This window comes from Sphingobium sp. JS3065 (assembly GCF_026427355.1).
Lineage (GTDB): Bacteria > Pseudomonadota > Alphaproteobacteria > Sphingomonadales > Sphingomonadaceae > Sphingobium.
This window is the reverse complement of the sequence record NZ_CP102664.1, coordinates 3,389,944-3,416,612: the sequence shown is the minus strand read 5'-3', so window position 1 is coordinate 3,416,612 and position 26,669 is coordinate 3,389,944. Positions and strand designations below refer to the sequence as shown.

Annotated in this window: 22 protein-coding genes and 1 pseudogene; 22 read left to right on the top strand and 1 reads right to left on the bottom strand. The window is 57.3% G+C overall.

The window, feature by feature from the left end:
- Positions 1-368: 368 nt before the first annotated feature.
- From NUH86_RS16715 to NUH86_RS16615, 21 genes are all read left to right on the top strand, one after another.
- Positions 369-3,569 carry a MobA/MobL family protein gene (locus tag NUH86_RS16715; protein ID WP_267250534.1) on the top strand — a complete coding sequence of 1,067 codons (3,201 nt, stop codon included), beginning with the start codon at positions 369-371 and terminating at the stop codon, positions 3,567-3,569.
- A gap of 49 nt (positions 3,570-3,618) precedes the next feature.
- Positions 3,619-3,762, top strand: a complete 144-nt coding sequence (locus tag NUH86_RS16710; protein WP_267250533.1) for a hypothetical protein — start codon at positions 3,619-3,621, stop codon at positions 3,760-3,762.
- Positions 3,763-3,814: 52 nt separating this feature from the next.
- Entirely contained in the window at positions 3,815-4,465 is a 651-nt protein-coding gene (locus NUH86_RS16705; protein WP_267250532.1) for a hypothetical protein, read from the top strand.
- A 46-nt stretch (positions 4,466-4,511) separates the two neighbouring features.
- Positions 4,512-5,171 (top strand): hypothetical protein, encoded by a 660-nt coding sequence (locus NUH86_RS16700; RefSeq protein WP_267250531.1) that lies wholly within the window; start codon positions 4,512-4,514, stop codon positions 5,169-5,171.
- A 116-nt stretch (positions 5,172-5,287) separates the two neighbouring features.
- Positions 5,288-5,725 carry a hypothetical protein gene (locus NUH86_RS16695; protein ID WP_267250530.1) on the top strand — a complete coding sequence of 146 codons (438 nt, stop codon included), beginning with the start codon at positions 5,288-5,290 and terminating at the stop codon, positions 5,723-5,725.
- A gap of 75 nt (positions 5,726-5,800) precedes the next feature.
- On the top strand, positions 5,801-6,349 hold the full coding sequence (locus NUH86_RS16690) for a hypothetical protein (RefSeq protein WP_267250529.1): 549 nt from the start codon (positions 5,801-5,803) through the stop codon (positions 6,347-6,349).
- A 550-nt stretch (positions 6,350-6,899) separates the two neighbouring features.
- A complete protein-coding gene (locus NUH86_RS16685) occupies positions 6,900-8,009 on the top strand; it encodes a hypothetical protein (RefSeq protein WP_267250528.1) in 1,110 nt (369 codons plus the stop codon).
- A gap of 9 nt (positions 8,010-8,018) precedes the next feature.
- Complete coding sequence (locus NUH86_RS16680; protein ID WP_267250527.1) at positions 8,019-8,816, top strand: ABC transporter permease; 798 nt, start codon at positions 8,019-8,021, stop codon at positions 8,814-8,816.
- Positions 8,813-9,478, top strand: coding sequence for an ABC transporter ATP-binding protein (locus NUH86_RS16675; protein ID WP_267250526.1), 666 nt, complete (start codon positions 8,813-8,815; stop codon positions 9,476-9,478). The genes NUH86_RS16680 and NUH86_RS16675 overlap by 4 nt, the downstream gene beginning before the upstream one ends.
- Positions 9,479-9,510: 32 nt before the next feature.
- A complete protein-coding gene (locus tag NUH86_RS16670; protein WP_267250525.1) occupies positions 9,511-10,785 on the top strand; it encodes a glycosyltransferase family 4 protein in 1,275 nt (424 codons plus the stop codon).
- Positions 10,786-10,850: 65 nt separating this feature from the next.
- Positions 10,851-11,612: a class I SAM-dependent methyltransferase gene (locus tag NUH86_RS16665; RefSeq protein ID WP_267250524.1), complete on the top strand. Its 762-nt coding sequence runs from the start codon at positions 10,851-10,853 to the stop codon at positions 11,610-11,612.
- Positions 11,613-11,835: 223 nt separating this feature from the next.
- The gene (locus NUH86_RS16660; RefSeq protein ID WP_267250523.1) at positions 11,836-14,634 is read left to right on the top strand and encodes a glycosyltransferase; all 2,799 of its coding nucleotides are present in this window, start codon (positions 11,836-11,838) and stop codon (positions 14,632-14,634) included.
- Positions 14,615-16,135, top strand: coding sequence for a glycosyltransferase family 4 protein (locus tag NUH86_RS16655; protein ID WP_267250522.1), 1,521 nt, complete (start codon positions 14,615-14,617; stop codon positions 16,133-16,135). The genes NUH86_RS16660 and NUH86_RS16655 overlap by 20 nt, the downstream gene beginning before the upstream one ends.
- Positions 16,136-16,295: 160 nt before the next feature.
- Positions 16,296-17,474: a polysaccharide biosynthesis/export family protein gene (locus NUH86_RS16650; protein ID WP_267250521.1), complete on the top strand. Its 1,179-nt coding sequence runs from the start codon at positions 16,296-16,298 to the stop codon at positions 17,472-17,474.
- A gap of 41 nt (positions 17,475-17,515) precedes the next feature.
- Positions 17,516-18,106 (top strand): D-sedoheptulose-7-phosphate isomerase, encoded by a 591-nt coding sequence (locus tag NUH86_RS16645; protein WP_267250520.1) that lies wholly within the window; start codon positions 17,516-17,518, stop codon positions 18,104-18,106.
- Complete coding sequence (rfaE1, locus tag NUH86_RS16640; protein ID WP_267250519.1) at positions 18,099-19,070, top strand: D-glycero-beta-D-manno-heptose-7-phosphate kinase; 972 nt, start codon at positions 18,099-18,101, stop codon at positions 19,068-19,070. The genes NUH86_RS16645 and rfaE1 overlap by 8 nt, the downstream gene beginning before the upstream one ends.
- Positions 19,067-19,546, top strand: a complete 480-nt coding sequence (locus tag NUH86_RS16635; RefSeq protein WP_267250518.1) for an adenylyltransferase/cytidyltransferase family protein — start codon at positions 19,067-19,069, stop codon at positions 19,544-19,546. Before rfaE1 ends, NUH86_RS16635 begins: the two co-directional genes overlap by 4 nt.
- Entirely contained in the window at positions 19,543-20,022 is a 480-nt protein-coding gene (gmhB, locus tag NUH86_RS16630; protein ID WP_267250517.1) for a D-glycero-beta-D-manno-heptose 1,7-bisphosphate 7-phosphatase, read from the top strand. Before NUH86_RS16635 ends, gmhB begins: the two co-directional genes overlap by 4 nt.
- Positions 20,023-20,043: 21 nt before the next feature.
- Positions 20,044-20,793: a hypothetical protein gene (locus NUH86_RS16625; protein ID WP_267250516.1), complete on the top strand. Its 750-nt coding sequence runs from the start codon at positions 20,044-20,046 to the stop codon at positions 20,791-20,793.
- Positions 20,794-20,866: 73 nt separating this feature from the next.
- On the top strand, positions 20,867-21,829 hold the full coding sequence (locus tag NUH86_RS16620; RefSeq protein ID WP_267250515.1) for an FkbM family methyltransferase: 963 nt from the start codon (positions 20,867-20,869) through the stop codon (positions 21,827-21,829).
- A 1,143-nt stretch (positions 21,830-22,972) separates the two neighbouring features.
- Positions 22,973-24,322 carry an IS1380-like element ISSp1 family transposase gene (locus tag NUH86_RS16615; protein WP_013039775.1) on the top strand — a complete coding sequence of 450 codons (1,350 nt, stop codon included), beginning with the start codon at positions 22,973-22,975 and terminating at the stop codon, positions 24,320-24,322.
- 38 nt (positions 24,323-24,360) lie between these two features.
- On the opposite strand, the gene NUH86_RS16610 is transcribed toward NUH86_RS16615, so the two are convergent.
- On the bottom strand, positions 24,361-25,440 hold the full coding sequence (locus NUH86_RS16610; RefSeq protein WP_267250514.1) for an IS110 family transposase: 1,080 nt from the start codon (positions 25,438-25,440) through the stop codon (positions 24,361-24,363).
- A gap of 116 nt (positions 25,441-25,556) precedes the next feature.
- Between NUH86_RS16610 and NUH86_RS16605 the strand changes: the two are divergent.
- Positions 25,557-26,663, top strand: a pseudogene (locus tag NUH86_RS16605) (IS5 family transposase).
- The last annotated feature ends 6 nt before the right edge of the window (positions 26,664-26,669 follow it).

The window sequence follows — 26,669 nt, the reverse complement described above, 5'->3', positions numbered from 1 at the left end:
GGCTCTCATGTGCCCAGCATGGAAAATAGCAGTGCAGCAGGCACTCCGCGCCGTCCGCAGACTCGCGCACGAACCCGGTCTAAACCGCAAAACGGCTTTCCCAGAGAAGTCCTAGAGCAAGAACTTCTACTGACCACAAATGGGAACCAGTCCCCATGCCCTAAAAGTTGCGCAATACCTCTAACGCTGATGCAGTCAGCTGTTAGAGGGGAACTCTGGCGAGTGGTCGTTTCACGATTATTCGCTTCCTCACGTCAGCGGCGGCTATTGCCGTTTGTGATATTTTCCAGTTCATCCTACAAACTAGACTTACGGCTATCATCATTTATCCGTTGCTTCAACGATCTTGATCATGGACACTATTGTTCATGTCGCAACAACTCGACTTCGAGCCTTCAGCCGCTCTCACAGCCAAGCAGGCTGAGCTCGCCCGGGCGGCGATCCGCAAATATCGCGATCGCGCAACTGCCCGATCGGACGACGACATCACGGGCCGGGAGACCAATGTCCTTAAGCTGAAGGGCCGCCGGTTCATTGCAGAAGCTGATCATGCCATCGCGCCGGTCAAGCGCGAAAGGCGGCCCATGGAATTGGCGCCAGCGCGCTTCCACTTGCCACGCGCACCGCAGGGGCGTCCCACCACAGCCGATGGCCGCCAGTCCTTCCACTTCGAACTGACGAGAGTCACCAAAGGCGTGGGCGGCACTTGCCACACCAATGACGGCAAACTGGCCAATCCGGTTGGTCATGTCGGCTATGTCGGCCGAGACGAAGCCGTGGCTTCAGCGGCGGATGCAACTCAGCCTGGCGCGGCACCCCATGAAGCGGTTGCCCATATCGGTTATGTTGAGCGCGACATGGCGCTCGCGATCGACGAAAGCGGCCAGCCCGTCATTCTGAACAACATACCCGGCGATGCCGCCACCTTCTTCGCCCAGGTGGTAAAGCATGAGCGCGAAGGCCATCCCGACGGCATCTGCCTTGCCAAATCGTTCGACGCCGAGGCCCTGTTGGCGCTGACGGATGATGAGACCATCCCGGCAGGACTGAAGGGCGCGATCGAAGCGATAGTCGCTGATCCCGAACGCTATCGGGTGCGGCAGTCTGGCAATGCCGTTACCAGAACCCATCCCTTTCAGATCGAGGCCGACATCGAGGGCGTAGCCGCCTGGCTAAAGAAGAAGAAGGTTGGCGCAGCCATCCATGTACGCGAAGGCCGAGGCGGCATCGTGCAACGGCGCATCACCGGCGAACTGCCGCACGAACTGGGACCGGCGGGATGCGAGCGGGTGTTGTCGGCGCTGGCGGCGGAACTCGATAAGCGAAAGCTGCGCTACTATCTCGCCCTGCATGCGCCCACGGCGGCCAACCATGACCGCAACTGGCATTTCCATCTGCTCTTCTATGATCGCCCGTGCGAGTTGATCGACGGCGAGTGGGATTTCACCATTGCGGCCCAGCATAAATCGGCATCGCGCAATGCTAGGGAAACATATCCCCATCGCCGGCCCAAAGACAAAGATGTGGGCCGCCGCGAATGGCCGAGCCATATGCGCAAGCTCTTCGCAGATGCCGTGAATGTCGAGCTCGCCATGGTCAAATCCCGGCGACGCTATGATCCGCGAACCTTCGCCGAGATGGGTATCGCAGCTGAACCGCAGGTCCATCTTGGATCAAAGGCAGGGTTTCTCGCCGCCTGCGGAGCGGCGCCCAAAAAGGAATTGGGCAATGCAGAGAAGGGCTGGCGGTGGAAACTGCGCCGGGTCCTGCAGTTTCATGATCAGCAGGACAAGGAGGACGCCGACCGGGTGGCGACACTTCGCGCCATGGCTACCGAAGACGACAAGGCGCTCAAGGAAATCGCGGAATTGGAACGCCAGTTGGAGACGGGTCGTGCCGCGGCTCGCACCAGCGACGTCCTGCTGAACGTCCTGCATCCCATGGCGCGCAGCAACGCGGAACGCACAGCCCGCGACATGGCGGGCCATGCCGCCGACTTTGCCGCCAAGCGGAAGGCGGCAGGCAAAGACCCGGCGCAGCATCCGCGCTATCTGGCGCTCACCCAGCGCGGTCGTGACGCCGAACTCTATCTTCAGGATTTGGAGCGCGCGTTCGCGGCGGAAACCAGCTTCGCTCTCGACCTCCATGTCAGCGCGCAGATTGCGCGCGAGCAGGCCCAATTCGATCTCGATGTCCTGCAGCCGGGATTGGCCCGTCCCAGGGCGTCGGCAAAGATTCTTCCCGCTCCGCAGGCGACACCGCGCCTGGATGAAGCATCAGGTGTCGGACAGAGCATTCCCGCCATCATGCCGGATGTTCCGGCTGACGTGCCGCTCACGCCTGATCCGGCCGAACAGCGCCGCGCGCTGACCGTTGAAGAGCGCAGCACGGAGGTTGATCGCTGGCTCGGTCGTATCGAAAGGCACCGCCGCCGCCTGGTCCGGCGCGACGGCCATGTCGAGCCGTTCAAGCTCGACGAACTGGACCGCATGATGCTGGCCACCGCTTCGATCGAGCAGTTGAACCGGCTTGATCGCATCCGCGACCGGCAGAACAGACTTATCGCCAGGATCGTAGAAGCGGTCGAGGCGGCGCCGGGCATATTGACGATCCCGTCACGGCCTGAGGACGAGTGGAGGTTGGCCCATCACGATCCCGCCATGCAGGATGGGTTGCGCCGCTATAGCATCGATCCAGCCGTGCAGGATCGCCTGCGCGCTGCGCAGAAAGCGGGCTGTGCTGCCCAAGCACTCGCTCAGCAAACGGCTTTGCGCAATGTACACCGGGTGATCGACGAAATCTCGAAGCGCGGCCTGCCTATACTGACAAAGGGCACGCAATTGCGGGTAAGCGAGGAAGACGCTGCCCGCCTTGGCATTGCTCCAGCCGATCTTCAGTCGCCAACGGCACAGAAACGCCTGGCGGGCATATATCGCACGCAGGCGATGCTCCGCGCGTCCGCCCCTTCGACGCCCGCTCCGTCTGCCCCTGCCGTCACTTCAACGCCTGCAGCCGAACTTCCCAAGAACAATCCAGCGATTCCCGCCCCCACAGTGCGTCCGGTCGAGACTGTCCGATCCAGGATGGAGCCGGTCAGCATAGGGCCTGCCAGCACCGCTGCGCCTGCCAAAGCAGCGGAACCAGTCGCGGTTCCACCTCCCTCGCCACCAAAGCCCCCCCCGATTACCCCATCGGTTCAGCGTCCGAGAAACGACAAAGCGGAACTGGTTGCCGCCTGGCTGACGGCATGCGCGGCGGCCAAAAAGGATCCGACCTGTGCGCAAGATCGCGACAAGGCCGCCGCCCTGATTATGGCGGACGCCGCGGCACAGGCGTTCGCCGATCTGCTCGATGCGGACAGGCTGAATGATCTTCGGCAACAGGCGTCGGCCCATCATGAACGCCACGCGCCTGCAAGGGTCGTGGCCGAGGCGGAGAAGGCCGCCCCGGTGGCACCGCGCGCTGCAGTGGAACAGCCTGCCCCGGCAGCCCGGTCATCCGAAGAACAGCGGCGCCTGCATCTCCAGCGCCAGATACAGGCCGCGCAGAGGGGTTCGCCACGACGCTGATACGCCCGCATCGGCATCACGGAATCGGTGCTGCAAGCCTGTAGGCAGCATGGAAAAGGCGCCGCTGGCGGGTGTTCTGAACAGCAGTGAAGTCGAAGGTTTTGGAAGAAGGAAAATAGAACAGGCGCAAGCCTGCGCTGCTTCCAGCCTTCATTCACTCACCGGCAACGCCGGTATCCCAGCCTGCACATGATCGCCCTACCGTCCCAAGGCGGTGTGCGGTCGTGCGCCCATCGGAGATCATCATGCTCCCATCCCATACCATCACCGCATTTACGCCCGTCACCATCAATGCCGGTCATCCGGCCGCCGCCGGCGACATTGCGGTCGGCGCTGCCGCGCTGACCGTGACAGTCGTCGCCGGAAAGGTCAGCTTCGACCTGTCTTCCTTCATCCTGCCGCCCAACCAACCCCCGCAGAAGTTTCTCGCGTGGATCGATGATCGCCTGAGCGACGATCAAGCTACCCTGTCAATGTACGGGCCGGGCTGCGTCGTCCAACTGCTCGGGCAACTGCCGGACATCGTCTATTCTTCTGGCTTCCGCAGCCTGGCAGGCAGGGGTAACCAGCCCATCATCTGCCTGCAGATCGAAGATAGAAGGCGCTTCATCTCCCTCCATAAAGCCTGCGCTCAGGCCCACATCGCCTGCGCATCGACCGATCCGGCTGAGCGCTTCGTCGCCTGGGTCAAGGACGACATCGACCAGATCGCCGTGGATGCCGAGATCGATGCGATCGCGACATGGCGGATGACGGTCGCCGCGATCGAACGCAAGAGCGGCCTTGGCCGGGAGCTGGCCACGATCCTCCACCGGCATCTGGTCCAGTGGCTGCGCGATACCGATCGCGCCTCCACCCGTGCGCACGAGCGCAGTCTTTTCCCCATCGCTGGCTGACACGCCTGCCGCGCCTGCGGGCGCGTCCCTATCGAAGGATATTTCCATGGAATTGATCGATCTCTCGATCATGCATCGGGGCTTTGCGCCCCGCAGCATCGCCATCAGCTTGCGGACCGCCGGCTGTTGCCACGGTATGCGCCACCGCCCGGATTGCCGGATATTGGCTGGCATCGGCCTGCTATCGGTCCAGCCGGACTTCGACGGCGGCTTCAGCATTGAAGCCGATGCAACTTACCTCCAGCCAGGAGACATCGTCACCGATCTGCTGGACTGGCTGAATGATCGGGTGCCGGACGATGGCGCGATCGTCACCTGGGACAAATGGTGGCCAGCGGCACGGCGTCTGGCCGCGCTCGCCGATCCGGAACGACATCCCCTCCTGGCGGCGGCGGCGGGCGATACCGCAGGCCGCTGGCGGGAACTGCCCGCAGCCGACACATGGTATCTGCGTCAGGCCCGCGCGCTACCGGTACCCTGCATCTGCGATGCTGGTGTTCAGGTCGCGGACTGCCACTCGACGGTGCCCTTGTCGCTGTTGCCTGATGCCGAGATCGCGATCCCGCAACTGAAACAGGAAGCGATCGCTGGCTGGCTGGCCTGGGCGAGGCAGTTTGCCGACTTCGCTGTGGATCCGATGGCGGCGCGGGCAGTGCGCGCGCTGGAGGCATGGCGCGCGGCCATGCCGATTTCTGACCACGACTGATCATCGACCGACGATTTTCAATGCCCCCGGCACGATGCGCCGCATCGTGCCGGGGCTTCCACCCCAACCTCCGCCACCCTCTCTTGGAGAATATCCCATGCATATCGACCCCGCGCGTGCCGGACGTCCTCAAGGGCCTGCTCTCTCCATGGCGGCGGCACGAATCCGGCCATCGCGACCTGATGAGCGAGGTCTGCGCCGGAGCCGGTCCCGTCCATCTCGCCGAAGTGGCCGCACGGCTATCCATCCCGGTCAAGACGGTCTGCCGCGCCGATCTCGTGTCGCGGCTCATGCAAAATGGTAAATGGTCGTCTGTCCGTGCGGTGGCGGAGGGCGACACGTTAACCACGGCCATGATCCTCATGCTCTGGCGCGACATGGCGGGCGAAGGCGCGTCAGCCCTTGAAGCGAAAATGCGTCTCGCGACCTTCATCGCCGAAAACTGCGCACACCGTCCCTATCATCGGGACTGGCTCGCCTATCGCGACGACGCCCTGCGCACCGCCTTCGCGACCGAGACTGCGCGCATCGGCGCGCTCGCACCAACCATCTGAAAGAGAAAAGAAATGCGTCCTAAGACGGGACGGAAAATGAAATAAATGGGCCGCTGGCCCAGGAAGGAATGTGCGATGACTATTCACCACACCCAAAGCATGATCAACGCCGCCACTTTCGCCCTTCGTGGCCTGATGGGCTATCCGCAGTTCGCGCCGACTGCGCACACCATCGCCTTCTGCTCGGGAGGCGAACGCGACGTTGAAGGTGCAAACTGGATCTGCCAGTTGGTTCAGGAAAGCGGCAACGACGTCGTTCATGTGAACTTCGGCACCGACTCCCTTGAACCGATCAGCGTTTCGCTCGCCCTGCGCCAAACCCAATATGTGGATTGGCATCTGCGCGTGCAGCTATACGCTGCCAGCGAAGAAGCGCCGATCGACCTGGTGACGTCGCAGCATCGTTGGACGGTCGGTCCGCGCCATCTGCTCATGGCAAAGCCACTTCCCCCGCGCAGCAAGATCAAGGCGGGCGTCGAACGCGCCGCCCGTCGCTGGCGCGAAACGACGCTGGTCACGGCAGAGGGGCCACTGCCGGCCGCGCACCTCATGCCGCGAGGGTCGTCCTTCGCAGACGCGATACCGGATCAGGCCGATGCGACCATCGTAAGGATGTTCGCCTGAACGCTCGCGAAGCGAACAAATGCTTCGAGTTCATCCTGCGCCGGCCATGTGCCGGCGCGGACAACTTCAAAAGCAGCGGTCAGGAAGAGCAAGGGAGAAAGGAAAAAAGAAGGGCTTCGCTAAAGCGAGTAAGGTTCGGTTCTTACCGAACCGTTAAAGGGCAAAGCGGATTTGCGTTTTTTACCAAAAGATGCATTCGGGACACAGGAACTGCGCGTCCTGTTTCTTCCTTTTTTTCCTTTCCCCCTGTCGACCTCATCATGCTGTCAGCATGGAAAAGGAGGGCTGTGGTTAACATAAATTAAGACCTCTTCGCTGCGCGATCGACTTGCGCAGCACGTCCTTGTTTACATTCAGATCGCGGGTCGCCTTCGCCTCGGATCAGGCTGGACCTTAAGCAAGATGGCCGCTACATACCCGCCGACACTCAGAGGGGTCCGCTTCTGGATAGTCTGCAGGGTAGGCTCCTTTCCCCGGATCCACGATGGTCCTTGTGCGGGCGGCGCTACCTGGAATATGAACACGGGCAGGAACGCGAGCACATTTGCGAATGATAAATAAGGTAATCGGAAGGATCAAATCCAGCGGCCCTCTGTTCTGGATAACGGTACTTATCCCCACCTCTCTGTCCATCGTTTACTTCGGAGTGCTCGCTTCCGATGTCTATGTTTCGGAATCGCAGTTTGTCGTGCGCAGCCCGGAGAAACCGTCAATGGGCGGCTTGGGCATGCTGCTCAAAAGCAGCGGGTTTGCCAACGCAAACGACGAAATCTACGCAGCCAAAGACTACATCCTCTCACGCGATGCACTGCAGGCGTTGAACCGGCGCCAAGATTTCGCCAATGCATACGGGGCTTCCTCCGTCTCGTTCTTCGATCGCTACAATGCGAGTGGCACCGACGGGACGTTCGAGGATCTCTACAAATATTATCAGAAGAAGATCGAGGTTCAGCATGATACCGCCTCCGCGGTTGTCACGTTAAAAATGCATGCCTATTCAGCGCGGGACGCTTATCGCTTTAATGAGCATCTTCTTGAAATGGTCGAGGCGACCGTCAACAAGCTCAATACACGTGGCCGCCAGGATCTTATCCGCTTCGCGCAAACGGAAGTTGATGAAGCAAAGAAGAAGGCTCAGGACGCCGCTATCGCGCTGTCTGCCTACCGCAACAGGCAGGGTATAGTTGACCCCGAGAAGCAAGCCACGATCCAACTTCAGATGGTTTCTAAGCTTCAAGACCAACTGATCGCTACGCGCACTCAATTGCGCGAGTTGCGCACATTTGCTCCTGAAAATCCGCAGATTGAAGCACTTGAAACTCGGATCAAGGGTCTCTCCGACGAAATCAATGAGCAAACTAGCCAAGTCGCAGGTGGCGCACGGTCCCTGTCGTCACTCGGCGCGCAGTATCAAAGGTTGTTACTGGATAACCAATTCACCGAAAAACAACTGGCCAGCGCCATGGCCTCACTTGAGGAGGCACGAAACGAAGCAAGGCGCAAACAGGCCTACGTCGAACGGATCGTCGAGCCAAACGTGCCCGATAAACCGATCGAACCGCGTAGAATGCGGGGCATCCTTTCTACGCTGATCCTGGGCCTTGTAGCATGGGGGATATTGAGCATGCTTCTGGCCGGGATGCTGGAACACAAGGACTGAGGCGCGAAGATGGCCTTCCTCCAGCTTTCAGAGATCGGCCGCAGCGCCAGCGTGCAGTGGCGTGTGATCCACGCGCTGCTGATGCGCGAGATACTGACGCGATATGGCCGGCACAACATCGGCTTTCTGTGGCTGTTCGTGGAGCCAATGGTTTTTACCACTGGCGTCACGATCCTCTGGACGATGACCAAAGCACTGCATGGATCAGACCTTCCTATCGTCGCCTTTGCGCTGACTGGCTATTCGGCCGTCCTGCTGTGGCGAAACATGCCGGCGCGTTGCATTGGCTCGGTCAACCCCAATCTTGCCCTGATGTTTCACCGTAACGTCCGCGTAATTGACATCTTTATCGCTCGTTTGATCCTCGAAGGCGGTGGCGCGACGATCTCGTTTGTCACTTTATCACTATTCTATATTTATATCGGGTGGCTTGAGCCGCCACAGGACGTCCTCACGATCGCAGCAGGATGGTCACTTATTGCATGGTTCGGATCATCGCTCGCGATTTTCTTGGGCGCACTTGCCGAGAGAACCGAATTGGTGGAGAAAATCTGGCATCCCGTTTCGTATCTCGCCTTCCCGCTCTCTGGCGCCGCGTTTATGGTCGATGCTATGCCGCCAGGTGCGCAGAAGTATCTACTTTACGTGCCAATGGTAAATGGCGTGGAATTGGTACGGGAGGGCTATTTCGGCAGCCTAGTGCATGCTCGTTATGATCTTCCTTACATGGTCGGCTGTTGCTTGACGCTCACCCTCTTGGCATTATCTCAAGTCGCAATCACCAACCGCAAGATTACGCTCGAATGATTCAGCTCGACAATATTCATAAACTTTATCCCACCCGGGCAGGCGACCGCGTAGTTTTAAACGATATTTCGTTCACGCTGCACCGCGGCGAAAAGCTTGGTATATTGGGACGGAACGGTGCCGGCAAATCTACACTGGTACGCTTAATCAGTGGTGCTGAACAGCCAACTTCGGGTAAAATCACCCGCGACATGTCGGTATCCTGGCCGCTGGCATTTGGCGGCGCTTTCCAGAATGCCCTTACGGGCCTCGATAATGTTCGTTTCATCAGCCGGATCTACAAGCAAAGCGCTGAGAGCAACTTCGATTTTGTCTACGACTTCACCGATCTTGGCGCCTACTTAAGAGAACCGGTGCGCAGCTATTCATCAGGGATGCGCGCACGCCTAGCCTTCGCTATATCTATGATTATCGAGTTTGACTGCTATTTGATCGACGAGATCACCGCTGTAGGCGACGCTAAGTTCTATGAAAAGTGCGAGAACGAACTTTTCACCAAGAGAGCTGACCGCGCAATGCTGATTATTTCGCACGATCTCGAATATGTTCGCAGACACTGCCAGCGCTTCGCCGTACTTCACGAAGGTGACCTGATATTCTACACTGAATTCGACCAGGCTTATGCAGCTCATCTGCACAATTTGCACATAGGCGAAAATTGAGAGCATCGAAGCGGGACTTCCGTGAAATAGACATGCGAACATTTCTTGAACTTCTTCCTTATCGCATTGAGCAGATGCTTTGTTCGAGAACGTTCCGCAGCCTCTATGTCCGGTTCATCCGTAAGCAAGGCCCACACGAGGCACGGTCCTGCCCAGCACCAGCCGCCATACGACGGCTATTCGTCGATATGGCGGTTATCAGCGGCCATGATGCAAAAACCGGGATTCAACGCGTGGTCCGCGCACTCGCGCGTGCGCTGGTGGCCGAAGCACCTACCCAGTGGGACATCCGCTTCGTCGCCGCACCAGGAAAAGGACCTTATTGTGAGATCGCGTGGCCCCTTCTCGATCCCGGTAACCCTTTCGGCAACAAAATGGCAGCACGGCCCGGCGATGTCTTTGTCGGTCTGGATTATTCACTTAACGAAGTACGGCGCCATCGTCGTCAGCTTGCCCGCTTTCGGCGAGCTGGCGGCACATTGTGGTTTCTCGTCCATGACCTATTGCCGCTCAACCACCCCGAATGGTTCTCTCACAATACCGTTATTCGCTATCGAGCATGGCTGAGCATCATAGCGGGCCTAGCCGATGGCTTTCTGTGCAACTCGGCACAAACCGACATTGAACTGCGCAAGGCGTTGGCCTGTAGGTATGGATTACAGCAAGGCTATCGCACGCAAATTCTGCCCATGGGACATTCCATTGTGGAAGCGCACGACACCACAAACATTCAGGCCATCCCGTCCCGCATCGATACGGCGACACCCTTCGTGCTGATGGTTGGCACTCTAGAACCTCGCAAAGGCCACCGTGACATCATCGCTGCCTTCAATATTCTATGGCAGCAAGGCCGACCTGAGAGACTGGTCTTGGTCGGTCGCCTAGGGTGGAAGGTCCAAGCGTTGCGCGACTTGATCGTCGGCGATCCCGAATATGGAGATCGGTTGCTTTGGTTTGAAGATGTTAACGACGCCGAGCTTCTCACAATCTATCAGACGTGCACGGGTGTCGTCATAGCCTCGCTTGCCGAAGGCTTCGGACTACCCCTAATAGAGGCACTGGGCCACGGCAAACCCGTCCTTGCACGCGATCTCGCGGTGTTTCGCATACATGACGGCAAGGGCGTGCGCTTCTTTCCTGCCCAAGCCACCGCCATCGAACTGGCCAATATCACGGCTAGATGGTTAAATGAGTGTCAGCAGGGTACCATCGCCGTCGAACTTCCTAAAGGAGAATGGCGCGACGCCGTCAGAACGATGCTTGCCGCAATCGAAGTAAAGGCAGCGCAAATTCCTGCCGAAGAATAGCCATACCAGACATGAAGCACATAAGACACATTTCTAAAATAAGGCCCTGGGCTCAGCGAGGATTTATGATCACCCGTCTCATTGCCAACTTTCAGAGCGCAAATGTCCGCGATACCGATCGCGATTGGGCAATTATCGGATCCACTGAGCCCTATTTTGGCGTGATAACGGCAGACCGTTTTAAACGCGAAAATCTTGACGAAGAGAACCAAGCTGACTTCTTTCGGTCCGGTGAAAGCGATATACGCCACTTCATCAGTCGCATGCGCGATATTTTCGGAGCGTTTGAACCTCGATCCGCACTAGATTTTGGCTGTGGCGTCGGACGCCTGACTCTGCCGCTTGCCGCACTGACCGGATCCGCTACAGGGATCGACATCTCGCCCGGCATGCTTGCCGAGGCGCGCAAACATGACCATCCCGGGCTGCGCTTTCTAAACAAAGTGCCCGATGAACTGTTCGACTGGGTGGTCTCAATCATTGTGCTTCAGCACATTCCCCCAGAGCGCGGTTATAAGATCATCGAACAACTGCTGAACCGGGTCGGCCCAAGCGGTGGCGTCACGTTGCAAATCATGTTCGGGCGGGCCGCGCGACATGAAAAGTCGGTCGGCTCGCGCCTGGTGATCGACGATGCCGGAGTGCGTCCTGCTATCACACGTTGGTGGCGCAAGCGCGTGGCGCCCGGCAGAATGCTGATGCACGACTATGACCTGTCGTGGATCGTAGGCCTATTCTACCGGGCAGGCATGAAGCACCTGACACTGGACCATTGCGATCATGGCGGAATAATTGGGGCCACGATCTATGCGCGAAAGCAGCCCTGAATATCGATCTCATTTAAAATAATTTACGGCGACCAGCCTTCGGCCTTTTTCTCCGCCCAGCAACTTATGATGGCAACAATCATCCGGTGAAAAGATGTAGAAGTGAGCCACAACAACAACGCTTGCCGGGTCCCGTTCGTGCAAGCTAAAGTCCCTACTACTGCATCACGCGAAGCAACGCGATCGCGCAAGCAACCTTGCCATCACCTTTGGATCGGACATAATGATGATTGGGATAAAAGAGAATAAAGGCGATAATCATCTTTCTCATGAAGAGTATGTCACCTTTTTATATCGCAATATTCTTAAACGAGAACCTGATGATGAAGGTCTTTTAACTCACACCGCTGCATTGCGGAAACATGGCGATCATACAAAAATATTTAAAGAATTTTTGGACTCGTCAGAATTCTCGAATCAATCATTATACAACAATCAATCTCTTGAACCAACGTTGCGCGCGAAAACAAATCATGGTGCTGGAAGCATCGACACTGCCACGTTGATAGAGAGCAGTCTTGATCATTTTTATAATATAGATTTCATAGAATCATTACTTTTTCGTTTAAATATAGAAAGAAAATCATCTTCTCATTTAAAAGTTATAGCAGTTTACTATCCTAAAATGAGTAACGGCGGAACAGAGAGGGTCACGTCTCGGCAAATACTTTCATGGATCAAGCTTGGCTACAAAGTCATCCTGCTAACGGATCTGCCAGAGGATAAAGAAAACGACTATCCCTATGGGGATGTCGAGCGGATCATCATCCCCGGCAAGATGATGCACAACCACGATTATCGAGCGCGCGGGCGTGCCCTTGCTGCGATCCTGACTTCATACAAGGTCGATGTTTTCGTAAACAACCTATGGGACGAAACATCCACGGTGTGGGATGTGTTAGTCGCAAAAAGCCTAGGCATTCCGGTCGTAGTCGGATGGCACAATGTGTTCGATACGCGTATCCGCCAGCCGGACGACCTCCATCTGGCCAACATCCGACTTGCCGGTTACCGATACGCCAATCTTGTCACGACTCTTAGTACGGTTGATCAGCTATGGTTCCGGGACCGCGGCATTACTGCACGGGTCGTTTATAATCCGCTGACCTTCGACGCTCTACCCAAAAAGGTGGCTCCATTAGATGGCAAAACGGTCATCTGGGTTGCTCGGGCCGAACGTCATCAGAAGCGCCTCGACCTAGCCATTCGCATGTTCCCCTTGGTTCTGGAGCAGGTTCCCGAAGCGACCCTCCTCATCGTCGGCGACGGCCCAGACCTCAAATGGGCAAAGGAATATGCCCGTTCGCTTGGAATCTCGAGCAGAGTCAACTTCGCTGGATACACGACCGACGTTGCCCAACATCTTGCACAGTCTGATGTCCATATTCTCACATCAGAATTCGAAGGATGGTGCCTCGCGCTCGGCGAGGCATGGGCTTACGGCCTTCCGTCGGTCATGTTCGAGTTACCCTATTTGGAATATGTCCAGAATGGAAAAGGGTTCATTGCCGTCCCGATGGGCGACATTTCTTCGATGGCGGACGCCGTCGCCCGTCTGCTGCTGGACAATGATCTGCGCAAGCGGGTCGGACAGGAATCTCGTCAAGTCGCCGAGGAATTCGACAGAGTGAGCGTGCAGGAGGAATGGCGTCAGATATTTTCCGGAATAGAAGCGGGCGAAAACCTTAGCCCAACTTTGACGCCCGAACACGAACTGCGGGGTTTCAAGGCACTAACAACCGTGTTAGCCGATCGCTTTTTGAGCCTTAACAAAGAAAACACGGACGGTTTTCGACCGGTCCTGCCAAGCGATAAGCCTGCATGGCGACCAAGAAAGAGGCTCACGCGACATATTCTCAAGACCGGCAAAGTGATCGCGGCGCCGTTACTAAAGACAAAGCAAGCAGTTGATCTGATTGTTACCGGCCGGGACCGGCGATTGAAGATGATTGATCTTTCCCACGTCGGCCTAGGTGACAACATCATGATCTGGACGGGCTTGTTCACCCTCCTCAGCAATGATGTGCCGTTGTGCGCTCCCGGGTGCGTGATGCATGTGCAGCCCATCCTTGCAGATCTGGCTTCGCGGCTGTTTGCTCCCTATGGGATCGTAATCCAGCGCGGCCGACCGCAGCAGGAGATAAGTCCGATTTACACGCCGCTACCTCCTGTAGGCTTTAAGCAATGGTGGAGGGCATATATAGGCAGGGACTGGCGCATGAACTGGGTGGAGGCGCTGGACGAGCAAAAGACGTTCCCGCGCAACGGTTCGGACACTTCCTTAAGCGCACGAGTACGCTTGGCCATCTCGGAACGCTTCCTGTATCGTCGGCGCAACTGGGCCGAAGCAACGCCATCATATATCGGATACCGTGTGTGGCTGCCGGTGGCGCTCGCCCACGGAGTGTATCCGCTCCCGTTCCTTTCGCAAATGAAACGTTCACTATCCACGATGCGCAAGATCGTGTCAGACTATATCGATGGCTTCACTCCGATCAGCGATCGAGAGCATTATGAAGGAAGCGCGGCCTTTCCAACCGGCAAGTCGTTCCAGACAATAGCGCCGGAAGCATTTTCTAAAATAAATAGTCTGCTTGGCAATAATTTCTTTGAATGTTATGTACAAAAGGACAGTCCATGGTTCCCCGTTTACGAGAACAGTGGGCTAAATCCGCACAGCTTGGACGATATCAAGGACACGTTTCGTATTATAAAATATTCGAAGAACCTGTTGACTACAGACAGTTTTACCTCACATGTTGCGCAACTTCTGCGCGATGATTTTACCCTGGTCCTTAGTCGTGATATGAAGGAAAGTATTTGTCATCCCGGGGCGGACCCAATGATCGTGGCCAATCACCCTGCCTGCGCACCATGCAACTATCAGGAACGACAAGACTTCGAACGCTGCGTCGCTGGCTATGAGCACTGCATCGCATTCGAAAATGAAGCGTTCGTCTCGCGTATCGCGGCCTGCTTCAACCATAAAAAGCACGCAGAAAATGCGCGTACTGATCTGTAGCAACGCCTATCCCCCCTATTTTCTGGGCGGCGCAGAGCTGGTGGCTCATGCGCAAGCCAAAGCCCTTTCCCGTATGGGTCATGAGGTGCGCGTCTTTGCCGGACAGCTCACCTCTAGCCGCCCGCGGCATGACAGGGCTGATGATGTCTATGAAGATGTTCGGGTGCATCGGATCGCTGCGCTGCCGAAAGATTACAATCAGGCCTTTCTTAACTTTTATCACCCGGCCATCGATTGTCACTTCAATACGATAGTGCAGGAATTTAAACCTGAAATTGTCCATTGCCACAATCTGATGGGACTCTCGGTTAACATCCCAATTCTTGCCAAGCGGCAGGGTGCGAAAACCATATGTACCCTTCATGATTTTTGGGGTTTCTGCCTCAGAAATACGGCAGCGCGCCCGGATGGCCGAAGCTGCGACGATCGGACCCAGTGCCGCTCATGCCTTCCCCGCATTCACGACGGGACCAAGCGCAATGTCCCTATCCGTTTCCGCAAGGATTTCATCAGTTTCGCTCTGGAGCATGTGGACCAGTTCATTGCTCCGAGCCGATATCTAGCGGCCCGCCATGTCTGGGCCGGCTTCCCCGCCGATCGCCTGACCGTCATCCCGAATGGCGTGGACTTGGAGCGTTTTCATCCAGCCCTTGCCGTGCCCGATCATGAAAATGTCCGCATCACCTATGCCGGCCATTTCGGGGCGCACAAGGGCGTGTCAACCTTGCTGGACGCGCTCGCCCGGATCATTCCGGACATGCCCTCCGCCATGCTCCAGCTGGCAGGTGAAGGGCCTGAGTATGAAAATTACCTTGCAAGGATAGAGGCATTGGGCTTGCACAAGCATGTTCAATTCCTCGGGAAGGTCAATCCTTCAGAAATGCCGGATATCTATGCGCGGTCTGATATTGTCGTGCTTCCCTCGGTCTGGGACGAAAATCAGCCGGTATGCCTGATGGAAGCAATGGCGGCAGGCTTGCCCGTCGTGGCATCGCGAAAAGGCGGGATTCCCGAACTGATCGAGCATGGCGAAAACGGACTGATGTTCACTGCCGGAGATACCTTTGGCCTAGCTGCGCAACTTGCAAAGCTGATCGCCAATTCAGGTCTGCGCCAGGCCGCCGGCTGCAAGGGACGGCAACGAGTAGAAGCACTGAGCCATGACTGGCAAATCCGTCGCTATTTGGAAATCTACGCTAAGCCGACTGCCGCCCCGCCCGCCTCCACGCGGCCCCGCGAATTTTACGCTGCGGTCGGCAGCATGCGCTGGAAAATGGCTGGCGAAGACCGCCGCTTGGCCGACGACATGTATCCGACGCGATATTTCATGCCGCGCAAATGGCTAGCAAACAACATGCCGCCCTCCCGGGGTATCATTCTGACCGGTTGGCTCTGGTCCGCTCTACACCTGCTGGGCGTCGATGCCATGTTTACCCTCCCCTTATCATGGCGGAGATTTAGCGATGCTATACGCCGCCATATCGCTGGGCTTGAACGGTGATGGCGGCATACCGGGAAAGTGGCAGTCCGGCTCATGTGTAGGAAAAGCCTAGGTGAGGCCGAGCTCACCCATTTCTTGATCCGCCCTGCCGGTTAGGCCATAGCACAATTTCGGATCGTCCGAAAATATCAAGCACCCTCATGTAGTTTTCGAAACAGCCATGAAAAACGTCTTTCTTTCGTCCAAGGTAATCGGCATCGCATGCATTGCTTCTACACTTTCCGCCTGTGCGGTGGCGCCCGCGAACGGCCCTTCCACACGGGGTATAAAGCAAGCCGAGTCGGATGAATCGAACAGCGCCGGCATCAAGGTGATCCAAGTGACCGACGCGGTCGCCCGCCGGCTCCTCGCCAGCAAACGGCAGGATCTGTTCTCCGAAAATCTTGGCGAGGGCCAGGCTATAGGATCGACCATTGGCAAGGGCGACGTGCTTGAAATCGCCGTATGGGAGGCACCTCCCGCCGCGTTGTTCGGCGCCTTGGGCGGCGATCCCCGGCTGTCCTCTTCCGGGGCGACCGCGCGCGGCACGTCATTGCCCGAACAGATGGTCGATAGCGATGGCAAGATCGTCATTCCCTTTGTCGGCAATGTCCAGGCCGCAGGCCGAACCCCGCAGGCCATCGCTCGCGAAATCACCGCGCGACTGACCGGCAAGGCCCATCAGCCCCAGACCATCGTGCGCCTACTGCGCAATGCCACAGCAACCGTTACTGTTGTAGGAGAAGTCGGCGGCAGTGCGCGCGTGCCGTTGACCGCCAAGGGTGAACGCGTGCTTGATGTGCTGGCCAGCGCTGGTGGCTCCAAGCAGCCGGTCGGCAAAACCGTTGTGCAGATTACTCGCGGCCAGCAGGTCGCTACGATGCCTTTGGAGGCGGTCATTCGTGATCCGCGACAGAACGTCGTCCTTCGGCCGGACGACGTCATGACGGTTCTTTTCCAGCCTTACAGTTTCGTCGCGCTGGGCGCCACCAACCGCAACGAGGAAGTGCCGTTCGAGGCGACCGGCATCACCCTAGCGCAGGCATTGGGACGCGTGTCCGGCCTTCAGGATGCGCGCGCGGACGTGAAGGGCGTTTTCCTGTTCCGCTTGGAAAATCCTGCAGCCCTTTCGCCAGAAGACCGCGCGTCCGCGCGGACCACTCCCGATGGCAAGGTTCCAGTCATCTATCGCATGAATTTGAAAGACCCGGCGATGTTCTTCGTCGCCCAGAGTTTTCCGATCAGCGACAAAGACGTCCTGTATGTCTCCAACGCACCGCTGGCGGACTTTCAGAAATTCGTGAACGTGATCTATTCCACTCTGCTGCCGGTCGCTACCACCCTTACCGTCACACGGTGACAAAACCGGCCCACCGCTGAACGCACGAGGAGTCAAGTGACGTGACGTTTTCGATCGACACGGAAATCAGCGAAACGCTGGAAGCATTAAGGCGGGCTCTGACACCCGACTTTCTTGCCGGACTTGAACCCGTCGCCCGGCAGCTTGCAGCTGCGTTGAAGAGCGGGGGCAAATTCCTCATCATGGGCAATGGCGGCTCCGCAGCCGACGCGCAGCACATCGCCGCTGAACTGGTAGGCCGATACAAGATCGAGCGTCCGGGATTAGCAGCCATCGCGCTTTCCACCGACAGTTCGATCCTGACCGCATGGAGCAACGATTACTCCTATGAAACCGTGTTCAGCAGGCAGGTAGAGGCGCTGGCGCGGCCCGGCGACATCGTCTGGGGCATTTCGACATCAGGCAACTCCGCCAATGTCGTACGCGCCTTCGAAGTAGCGCGCGCAATCGGCGCCACCACCTTCGGCCTGCTGGGTCGCGACGGCGGCAAGCTGGCTGCGCTGAGCGACTTATCCATCATCGTGCCCATTGGGCAGACTGACCGAATCCAGACCGCGCACTTGCTGATCTACCACGCATTATGCGCCTATCTGGACGAGGCGTTCCGTCCAGCCGTCCTCGCCCATGCTTGACCAAGATATTCGCGACCGGATCGCCGCTCTTAATATACTGGTCGTCGGCGACGTGATGCTGGACGAATATTGGTTTGGCGACGTTCGGCGGATTTCGCCCGAAGCGCCCGTGCCGATCGTACATGTCTCGAGGTCGGACGAGCGCCCCGGCGGAGCGGCCAATGTCGCACGCAACATCGTGTCGCTCGGCGCGCGGGCCACCCTGCTTTCAGTAGTCGGCGCCGATGCGACGGCGGATCGTCTGCGCCATACACTCGACGAGGCTGGAGTCAGCCACCGACTTAGCATTGACCCCGCCATCCGGACGACGCTGAAGCTACGCGTCATCGGCCAGCATCAGCAGATGCTGCGGATCGATTTTGAAGAAGCCCCTTCGCTTGAGGCACTGCGGCACAAACAGGCTGAATATGAACAGCTTCTCGCCACAATCGACGTTGTCGTCCTATCCGATTATGGAAAGGGGGCACTGGCTTTCGTAGCCGATCTGATCGTTTCGGCGCGCAGGCTGGGCAAGCCCGTGCTGGTTGATCCCAAAGGGCGCGACTATGGCCGCTACGCCGGAGCCACAATGATAACACCCAACCGTGCCGAGCTGGCCGAGGCGGTGGGAGCATGGTCGTGCTCGGAGGAGCTGGATCAGAAAGCTGAAAAGCTGCGTGCCGATCTAGGGCTAGAAGTGCTGGTCTTGACGATGAGCGAACAGGGTATGAAGCTCTATTCCCCCTCCGGCATTTTCCATCAGCATACGCACGCGCAGGAAGTCTTCGACGTTTCCGGCGCTGGCGATACCGTCATCGCGGCGCTGGCGATCATAAGAGGATGCGGAGCGGACTGGGACAGCGCAGTTACATTTGCGAACGCCGCCGGCGGCGTGGCTGTGGGCAAGCTGGGCACCTCGGTCGTTCATTTCGATGAGGTCGGACGCTTCCTGCAACAGGCAAATGAGAGAAGCCGGTCATCATGACGATCGTCGCCAAGATTGTTGCCAGATGCGAGCTTGCGGACCGCATTTCGGCTCTGCGCCGTCCTCTGGTGTTCACCAACGGGGTTTTTGACATACTCCATCCCGGGCATGTGACCTATCTGGAAGCCGCGCGCGCGCTGGGCGGATCGCTGATGGTTGCGCTCAACAGCGATGCTTCGGCCCGCACGCTCGACAAAGGGGCGGATCGTCCCATCAATCCCGAAATGGACCGCGCCATAATGATCGCAGCGCTGGAATCCGTCAGCCTCGTCACCTTCTTCGATGAGCATAAGCCAGTCGCGTTGTTGAAGGAGGTGCAACCCGACCTCTATGTAAAGGGCGGCGACTATGACATGGAAACGCTTGAAGAAACAGAATTGCTAAGAACCCATGGTGGGGACGCGGTCGCCATCCCTTTCCACGAAGGTTATTCCACCACAGCGCTGTTACATCGCATTCGCGCGAGCAGCATATGAGCCGCGTCGCCCTCTTTCTGGACCGAGATGGCGTGCTGAACATCGATCACGGCTACATCTCCCGGGTGGAAGATTTTGAACCTGTTGAGGGCATATTCGAAGCTCTGCGTTCGGCGGCAGCGCGCGGCTATTCGCTGATCGTGGTCACCAACCAGTCCGGCATAGGGCGGGGTTATTTCACGGAGCAGGATTACGAAGCGCTGGAAGCCCATATCCAGGCACTTTTTGCGGCCAATGGCGTGGACCTGACTGCAACCTATCACTGCCCGCATCATCCCGACGCTGGCTGCGATTGCCGGAAGCCAAAACCGGGCATGATCCTCAAGGCTGCCCGTGAATATAATATCGACCTCGCTAGATCGACAATGATTGGCGACAAGCCGTCAGATATTGCTGCAGCTCAACATGCCGGCGTGGGTAAAGCTGTATTAGTTACCTCATCGAAAAATATTGGTAGTATTATATCTCAACTCTGATGGTTCAGGAAAAGGTGCAATATGAATCTCGAATACTCCATTGATGCTTTTCATGTGGTAAGATCCGCGTTGTCCCTTTTACGTCCTCACGATGTTCGTGGTGCCCGTAAGATCAGGGTAGGACGCCCATTCGATGGCGGATATATTATGATCGATGCGTTCGACGAAGTAGAAGCAGCGTTTTCTCTGGGCATAAATGATGATGTTTCTTGGGACCTAGATATAGCTCAACGTGATATCAACATATTTCAATATGATCATACCATTGATTCCTTGCCCGTAAAAAATCAATATTTTCATTGGGAGAAGATGGGAATTGCTGCTTTTTCTTCGGAAAATATGCGGAGCATCACAGACGCTGTCCAATCATCTGGAAAAATAGAATCCAAAAATCTGTTGCTTAAATGCGATATCGAATGCGCCGAATGGGAAGCTTTACGATACACATCCTCAGAAATACTTTCTAAGTTTTCACAAATAGTTATTGAACTTCATGACATATGCCGATTGGGCGATCCAGAAGACCATGGGGTGCGTCAAGCTCTAGTTAATCTAACAAATTCACACCGTGTTGTGCATATACATGCCAATAACTATGGCGGAACTAGGATGATTGGGGGAATTTTCCTACCAAATGTGGTTGAGGTAACACTACTTCGTAAGGACATGGGCGAGTTTATCCCATCCCAACAGAAGTTTCCAACTGCCATGGACATGCCCTGCAATCGAGCCCATGCAGATATTTTTCTAGGCGATTTCACCTTTTCATGAATTAATTATGCCAATTCTGAAATGTAGTTCATTTTCCAAGTCGCACCTTCTGCAAACGGTTCGGAATAAGCACATGACTATTTTCTCATTGAAATTACTTCGCAACTTTAGGCAAGTTGAAAAATTGCACAGACACCGGCAAGAGATAATAAATCACCGGGATCAGCTTCTATTGGAGCGAGAAAAACTTCTTGAAGCCCGCGAGAATATGCAAGCACAAATCGCCAGCCTCGAACAGGAAAGCTCACGCTTGCGGCATGAACGCGCCAATCTCAACCCAGTCCTTGAGGCTTCTACCAAGGACGGAAATCATCTAAACGGAACAGCTATCGAACAACGCTGGCTCGTTAAAGATGCTCGAGGAATAAACCTTCTTCTAGATAAGGACAGCTTAGTAGATCTGCATGTTTTTCATCATGACAGATGGGAAGAGGATAGGCTCGAATATTTAATATCGCTCATAAGAAACACGACCAAACGTGATAATGAGAACTGCTACTTCTTCGATGTTGGGTCTTACTTTGGACAGTATTCCCTAGTAGTAAAAAAGACTTTTCCAGAGATAAATACGCTAGCATTTGAAGCAAATCCTTATAATTATATTCAATTGCGTGCCAATCTTCTCCTGAATGATATGATAGAAGACCTACGCACTTTCAATCGTTGCGTCTCTGACCAGATCGGCCGGACTAACGTTTCTGTTCCAGACCGGTACAATCGAGGAAGCGCCGCAGTAGGAGGCGCCAATCTTAGCTCTGAAGAATCAACTTTTATAGTGGATAACTTGGTATTCGATGACGAGTTTAAAAATATAAAAGGATCACTTGTGTTCATGAAGATGGATATCGAGGGATCAGAGCCTTTCGCATTGGCTGGGATGAAAGAATTTTCTCAAAAGAATAGAATGATTATTCAAATAGAAGATTGGAATTATCCTGGCAGTGAAAGTAGCAATCTGCTTGCGGATATGGGATTTTCATTGATTCATGACATGCGCCCAGATTTTTTCTACGCAAACTTTGAGCTTGTGACGTGACCTGTTGATTTCCTCCTGCGGATTAGAACAGGGCATTTTGACCATGTCCTGTTTTCTTGTCTAAGCTTTGCGAGAAAGATCGACTCTTTTTGTATCAGGGCAGACGAGCCTGCGCTGGAAGTAGTTGCAGTAATGCTGCCACCCCTCTTGCTTTCTCTCCATCGGCCGCGCTCAAGAACCAGTCGGCGTTAAAACAGTCTGTCCTGCCTCGGTGATTGAAAGACTCAGCGGGGGCCTCGTCGCTGGTCGGTCCGCCTAGTCATAAGGTGGGATGCGTGTCGACTGGACTGTCCTCTGCCCGTATGCCATCTATAATCGCAGGAGCGATCACGATGAGACCATTGGGCAAATTCAAGGCAAATGCATCTGGCAACTTCTCTATTGCTTTGAATTCCAAAGGAGAAACGCGCGTGTCCCGCCGCCTTGACATTGCGGGGGTCACAATTTCAATCCTCGCCATGATCAGGCCAAGATTTTGGTATCCCGGCCTTTTCTGTTTTCACATGGCAATTTCGTCTCTCCGCTCATAGGGGGAAATTCGGCCATGACGGACAGGTCGATCGCTAATCATCGTCTATGCTTTCGGTAACGCCGACCCCCGGCAGCGACGCCAATGCGTCCGAGGTCCGCGTCCACCTGGACACCTCGAAAAACCGGTGGCGTTTGACGGCTTGAGGTGATTCATGTGTGGACGACCCCCGGTGGGCAAGAGCGATTTTCGGCAGATGATGCTTTTCCTGGTCAGGTTCATTCATGTGTCCGGCCTATTCGCGCGGCGCGAGAGGCCGCTGGCCATGATGGTGTCAGTGGATCGGATCCTCATCACTGTGTCGCGCTCGCGGCGCGGTGAATCACGCAGGTTGTTCCGATCCCCGGCTTGACCGAGTTGGCATCATTCGTTTCGTTCTCTCCTGCCCAGACTTTGTTCCGTGCGTGCTTCAGGCGATGGCCGGAGCCGCGCGGTAATCCTCCTCTCGCGTCATGACCGCCCAGGCGATCCTCGCCGTCTTGTTAGCCCGCCTTATTCACCAAAAGTGTCCTGAAGGGTTGGCGGGAGTGGCGTAAGCCTCTGATCTGAATTAGGAACTGGGTGTCTAAGCCGAACCTGCCGCAGGGCAGAAAATGCCACGGGCCACACCCGCCATGAACGATGATATCGCAAGCTCATTTGGATTCCCAGCAGTCGGCCGCAAGAAAATCACAGCTGCGTTCGACGGTGGCCGGCTTACCTCGGATGGCGGTGTTCTACTGCTTGCACAGGCCGAGCGCGCGATGGGGATTTGCCAGCGCCTGGCGGCTTGTATTGCCGATCCGCGCGATCCAGCGCGGGTGATCCATCGCCTGGATGACATTCTGCGTGCCCGTGTGTTCGCGATTGCGTGCGGCTATGAGGATGCCGATGATCTCGATGCTCTGCGCGACGATCCAGGCTTCCGCCTGGCGCTCGGCAAGCTGCCGGAATCGGGCGCGGGGCTGGCCAGCCAACCGACGATGAGCCGGTGGGAAAATGCACCGACTACGCGCGAACTGGCCAGCATGATGGCCGCGATGATCGACATCTACTGCGCCAGCTATCCCGCCCCTCCGACAGCGGTCACGCTGGATATCGACGACACGTGCGACGTCGTGCATGGCTATCAACAGCTCTCGTTCTGGAACGGGCATCATGGGGAGCGCTGCTTCCTACCGATCCATATCTACGACACCGCGACCGGCAGGCCGGTGGCCATGCTGCTGCGCACAGGCAAGACGCCTTCTGGAAAGGAGGCGGCGGGGCACATCCGACGCCTGGTGCGTCACCTGCGCCGTAATTGGCCCGATACCCACATCACTATCCGCGGCGACGGGCACTATGGTCGACCCGAGGTCATGGCCTACTGCGATGCGGCCCGCGTCGATTACGTGTTCGGCCTGCCCACCAATTCAGCGCTGCGCGCCGATCCCGCCATTGTTGCGGTCGCCGATGCCTGCGCGGTCAAGCGCGCCCAGCGTCAGTGTCCCGTCCTGCGCAACTATGCCGAGACCCGCTATGGGGCAAAGACCTGGAAGTGCCAGCGTCGCGTCGTTGCACGGATCGAGGCCAGCACGCTGGGCATGGACATCCGCTATGTCGTCACCTCGTTGGCAACAGGATCGGCCGAGCACATCTACGACACGCTCTACTGCGCGCGTGGTCAGGCCGAGAACCTGATCAAGCGCCACAAGTCCCAGCTCGCCAGCGACCGAACCTCGTGCCGCTCGGCCAATGCCAATCAGATGCGCCTGATACTGCACACTGCCGCATACTGGCTGCTATGGCGCATCCAGCAGGCGATGCCCAGGACCGCTGCTCTGGCAAGCGCGGAGTTTACCACCTTGCGCCTGCGGCTGCTCAAGGTCGCTGCGCGCGTCGTAGAAAGTGCTAGCCGCATCCGCATTGCCTTCGCTTCCGCCTGTCCGGATGCCGACCTGTTCCGCGCCCTCGTTCTCCGGCTGAAGCCTGCGCCGACGTAGCCCATGCGGCAGCGCCGCAGAACTCCGAGCCCAGCCCTTCAACCCGAAAAGCCCATCAATCCGAATGCGGTGAAACAAACGCCAGCGATGCCGGTCGTCCGCGCAATACAGCCAGCCGCAGCAAATGCCCAGAGCGGGCCCGAAACCGAGCGTCGTGAATAAGAGAGGTTAGCGACAGCGACGCTCACCAGTCTCGCCGGCTTGCGCTCCAGCAGCCGGTCCGCCCAGATGCTGACGGCCGTCGTCTTGCGGCGGGTGTAGCGTAGGACAGCAGTGGCGCCGACAACGAGGAGATGGCGCAGATAGCGATCGCCCATCTTCGATATCCCACCCATGCGCTCCTTGCCGCCCGAGGAGTGTTGTTTGGGTACGAACCCGAGCCATGCGGCGAACTGGCGACCCGAGCGGAAGACGCGGGCGTCGCCGACGGTTGCCGCGAGCGCGGTGGCGGTGATGAACCCGATCCCGGGGATCGTCTCCAGCCTACGGGAAGCAATGGTGGCGCGATGCCATCTCATCAACTCGATCTCAATCGCGCGGATCTGCCCGCTCAGCCCCTCGATCATGTCAGCGATCAGCAGCAGGGTCTGGCGTGCGAGCTCCGGTACCAGCGCCGTGCCACTGGCAAGCGCTTCGACCAGCTCGCGAACATGCGCGCGACCCTTGGGCGCGATGACCCCATACTCCGCCAGGTGCGCCCGCATCGCGCTGACTTGTGCGGTCCGCTGCCGGACCAGCAGATGGCGGGCACGATGCAATATCAACACGCTCTGAGCGTCGGCGGATTTGATCGGTACGAACCGCATCGTCGGCCGCCGCACCGCCTCGCAGATCGCCTCGGCGTCGGCTGCGTCATTCTTGTTCCGCTTCACATACGCCTTCACATAGGCTGGCGGCATCAGCCTTACCTCGTGACCAAGTGCCTGGAGCTGACGCGCCCAATGATGCGCCGTCGCGCACGCCTCGATGCCGATCAGGCATGGCTGCAGCTCGCCGAGCAGCGTGAGCAGCTGGTCCCGCTTGACCTTGCGCCGTAGCACCACCTTACCTTCGCAATCTACGCCATGGACCTGGAAAACGTTTTTCGCGATATCCAGTCCGATCGTGGTAATCTCCATGTGGGCGGCTCCTTCCTACTGATGGTCGATGACAGCACCATCATGGCACGACTCGATGCCGTTTGGGTGGGGGCCGTCCACCTCATCACTGCCGGAACGCGACAGCGGAGGCAGAGATGGCAGTACAGCCGGGTTTCTTTGATCTTTCGGACCGCTACGAGGCATTGAGCGCGGCGGGTGATCCGCTGGAACGGTTGTCGGCGGTGGTGGACTTCGAGCTATTCCGGGGGCCGTTGGTGGCGGCGCTGCGGCGCGGCCTCCGTAGCAAAGGCGGGCGCCCGCCGTTCGATCCAGTGCTGATGTTTAAAATCCTGGTCCTGCAAGCCTTGTATTCGCTGTTGGACGAGGCGACCGAGTTCGAGATCAAGGACCGTCTCTCGTTTCAGCGCTTCCTGGGCGTTGGGCTGGAAGGCACCGTGCCCGATGCGACCACGGTCTGGTTGTTCCGCGAACGGCTTATGAAAGCCAAGGCAATCGGCCGGCTATTCGCGCGCTTTGATGCCGCGCTCAAGGATCGAGGCTATCTGGCCATGGGCGGTCAGATCATAGACGCCACCGTCGTGCCCGCCCCCAAGCAGCGCGACACCCAGGAGGAGAAGGCGGCGATCAAGGAAGGCCGTATCCCCAAGGACTGGGCACCTGCCAAGGTCCGGCAGAAAGACCGCGATGCGCGCTGGTCGATCAAATATACCAAGCCTGTCCTGAGCCTGTCGAAGGGGCCAAGGTCAGGGAAGGCGCCGATCCCCAGGCGGCAAAGCCGGTCGATCTGGCCATTCCGATGTTTGGGTATAAAAACCATATCGGCATCGATCGGGCCCATGGGTTGATCCGCACCTGGGATGCGAGCGCCGCCAATGCCCATGATGGCGCGCGACTGCCCGATCTGATCAGCAAGGAGAACACCGCCTCCGGCGTTTGGGCCGATACTGCCTATCGATCGAAGAAGAATGAGGCATTCCTCGCCAAGGGCATGTTCACCAGCAATATCCACCAGAAGCGACTGCCCCGTCGGCCGCTACCCGAACGGATCGCCAAGGCCAACGCAAAACGCTCAAAGGTCCGCGCTGCCGTCGAGCACGTCTTTGCCGGGCAAAAGCACCGTATGGGCCTGGTCGTCCGCACCATCGGCATCACTCGCGCCAGGATCAAAGATCGGCATGGCCAACCTGGTCTATAATTTCCAGCGCCTTGCATGGCTTGAAGCCCGAACTGCGCCTGCATGACAGGAA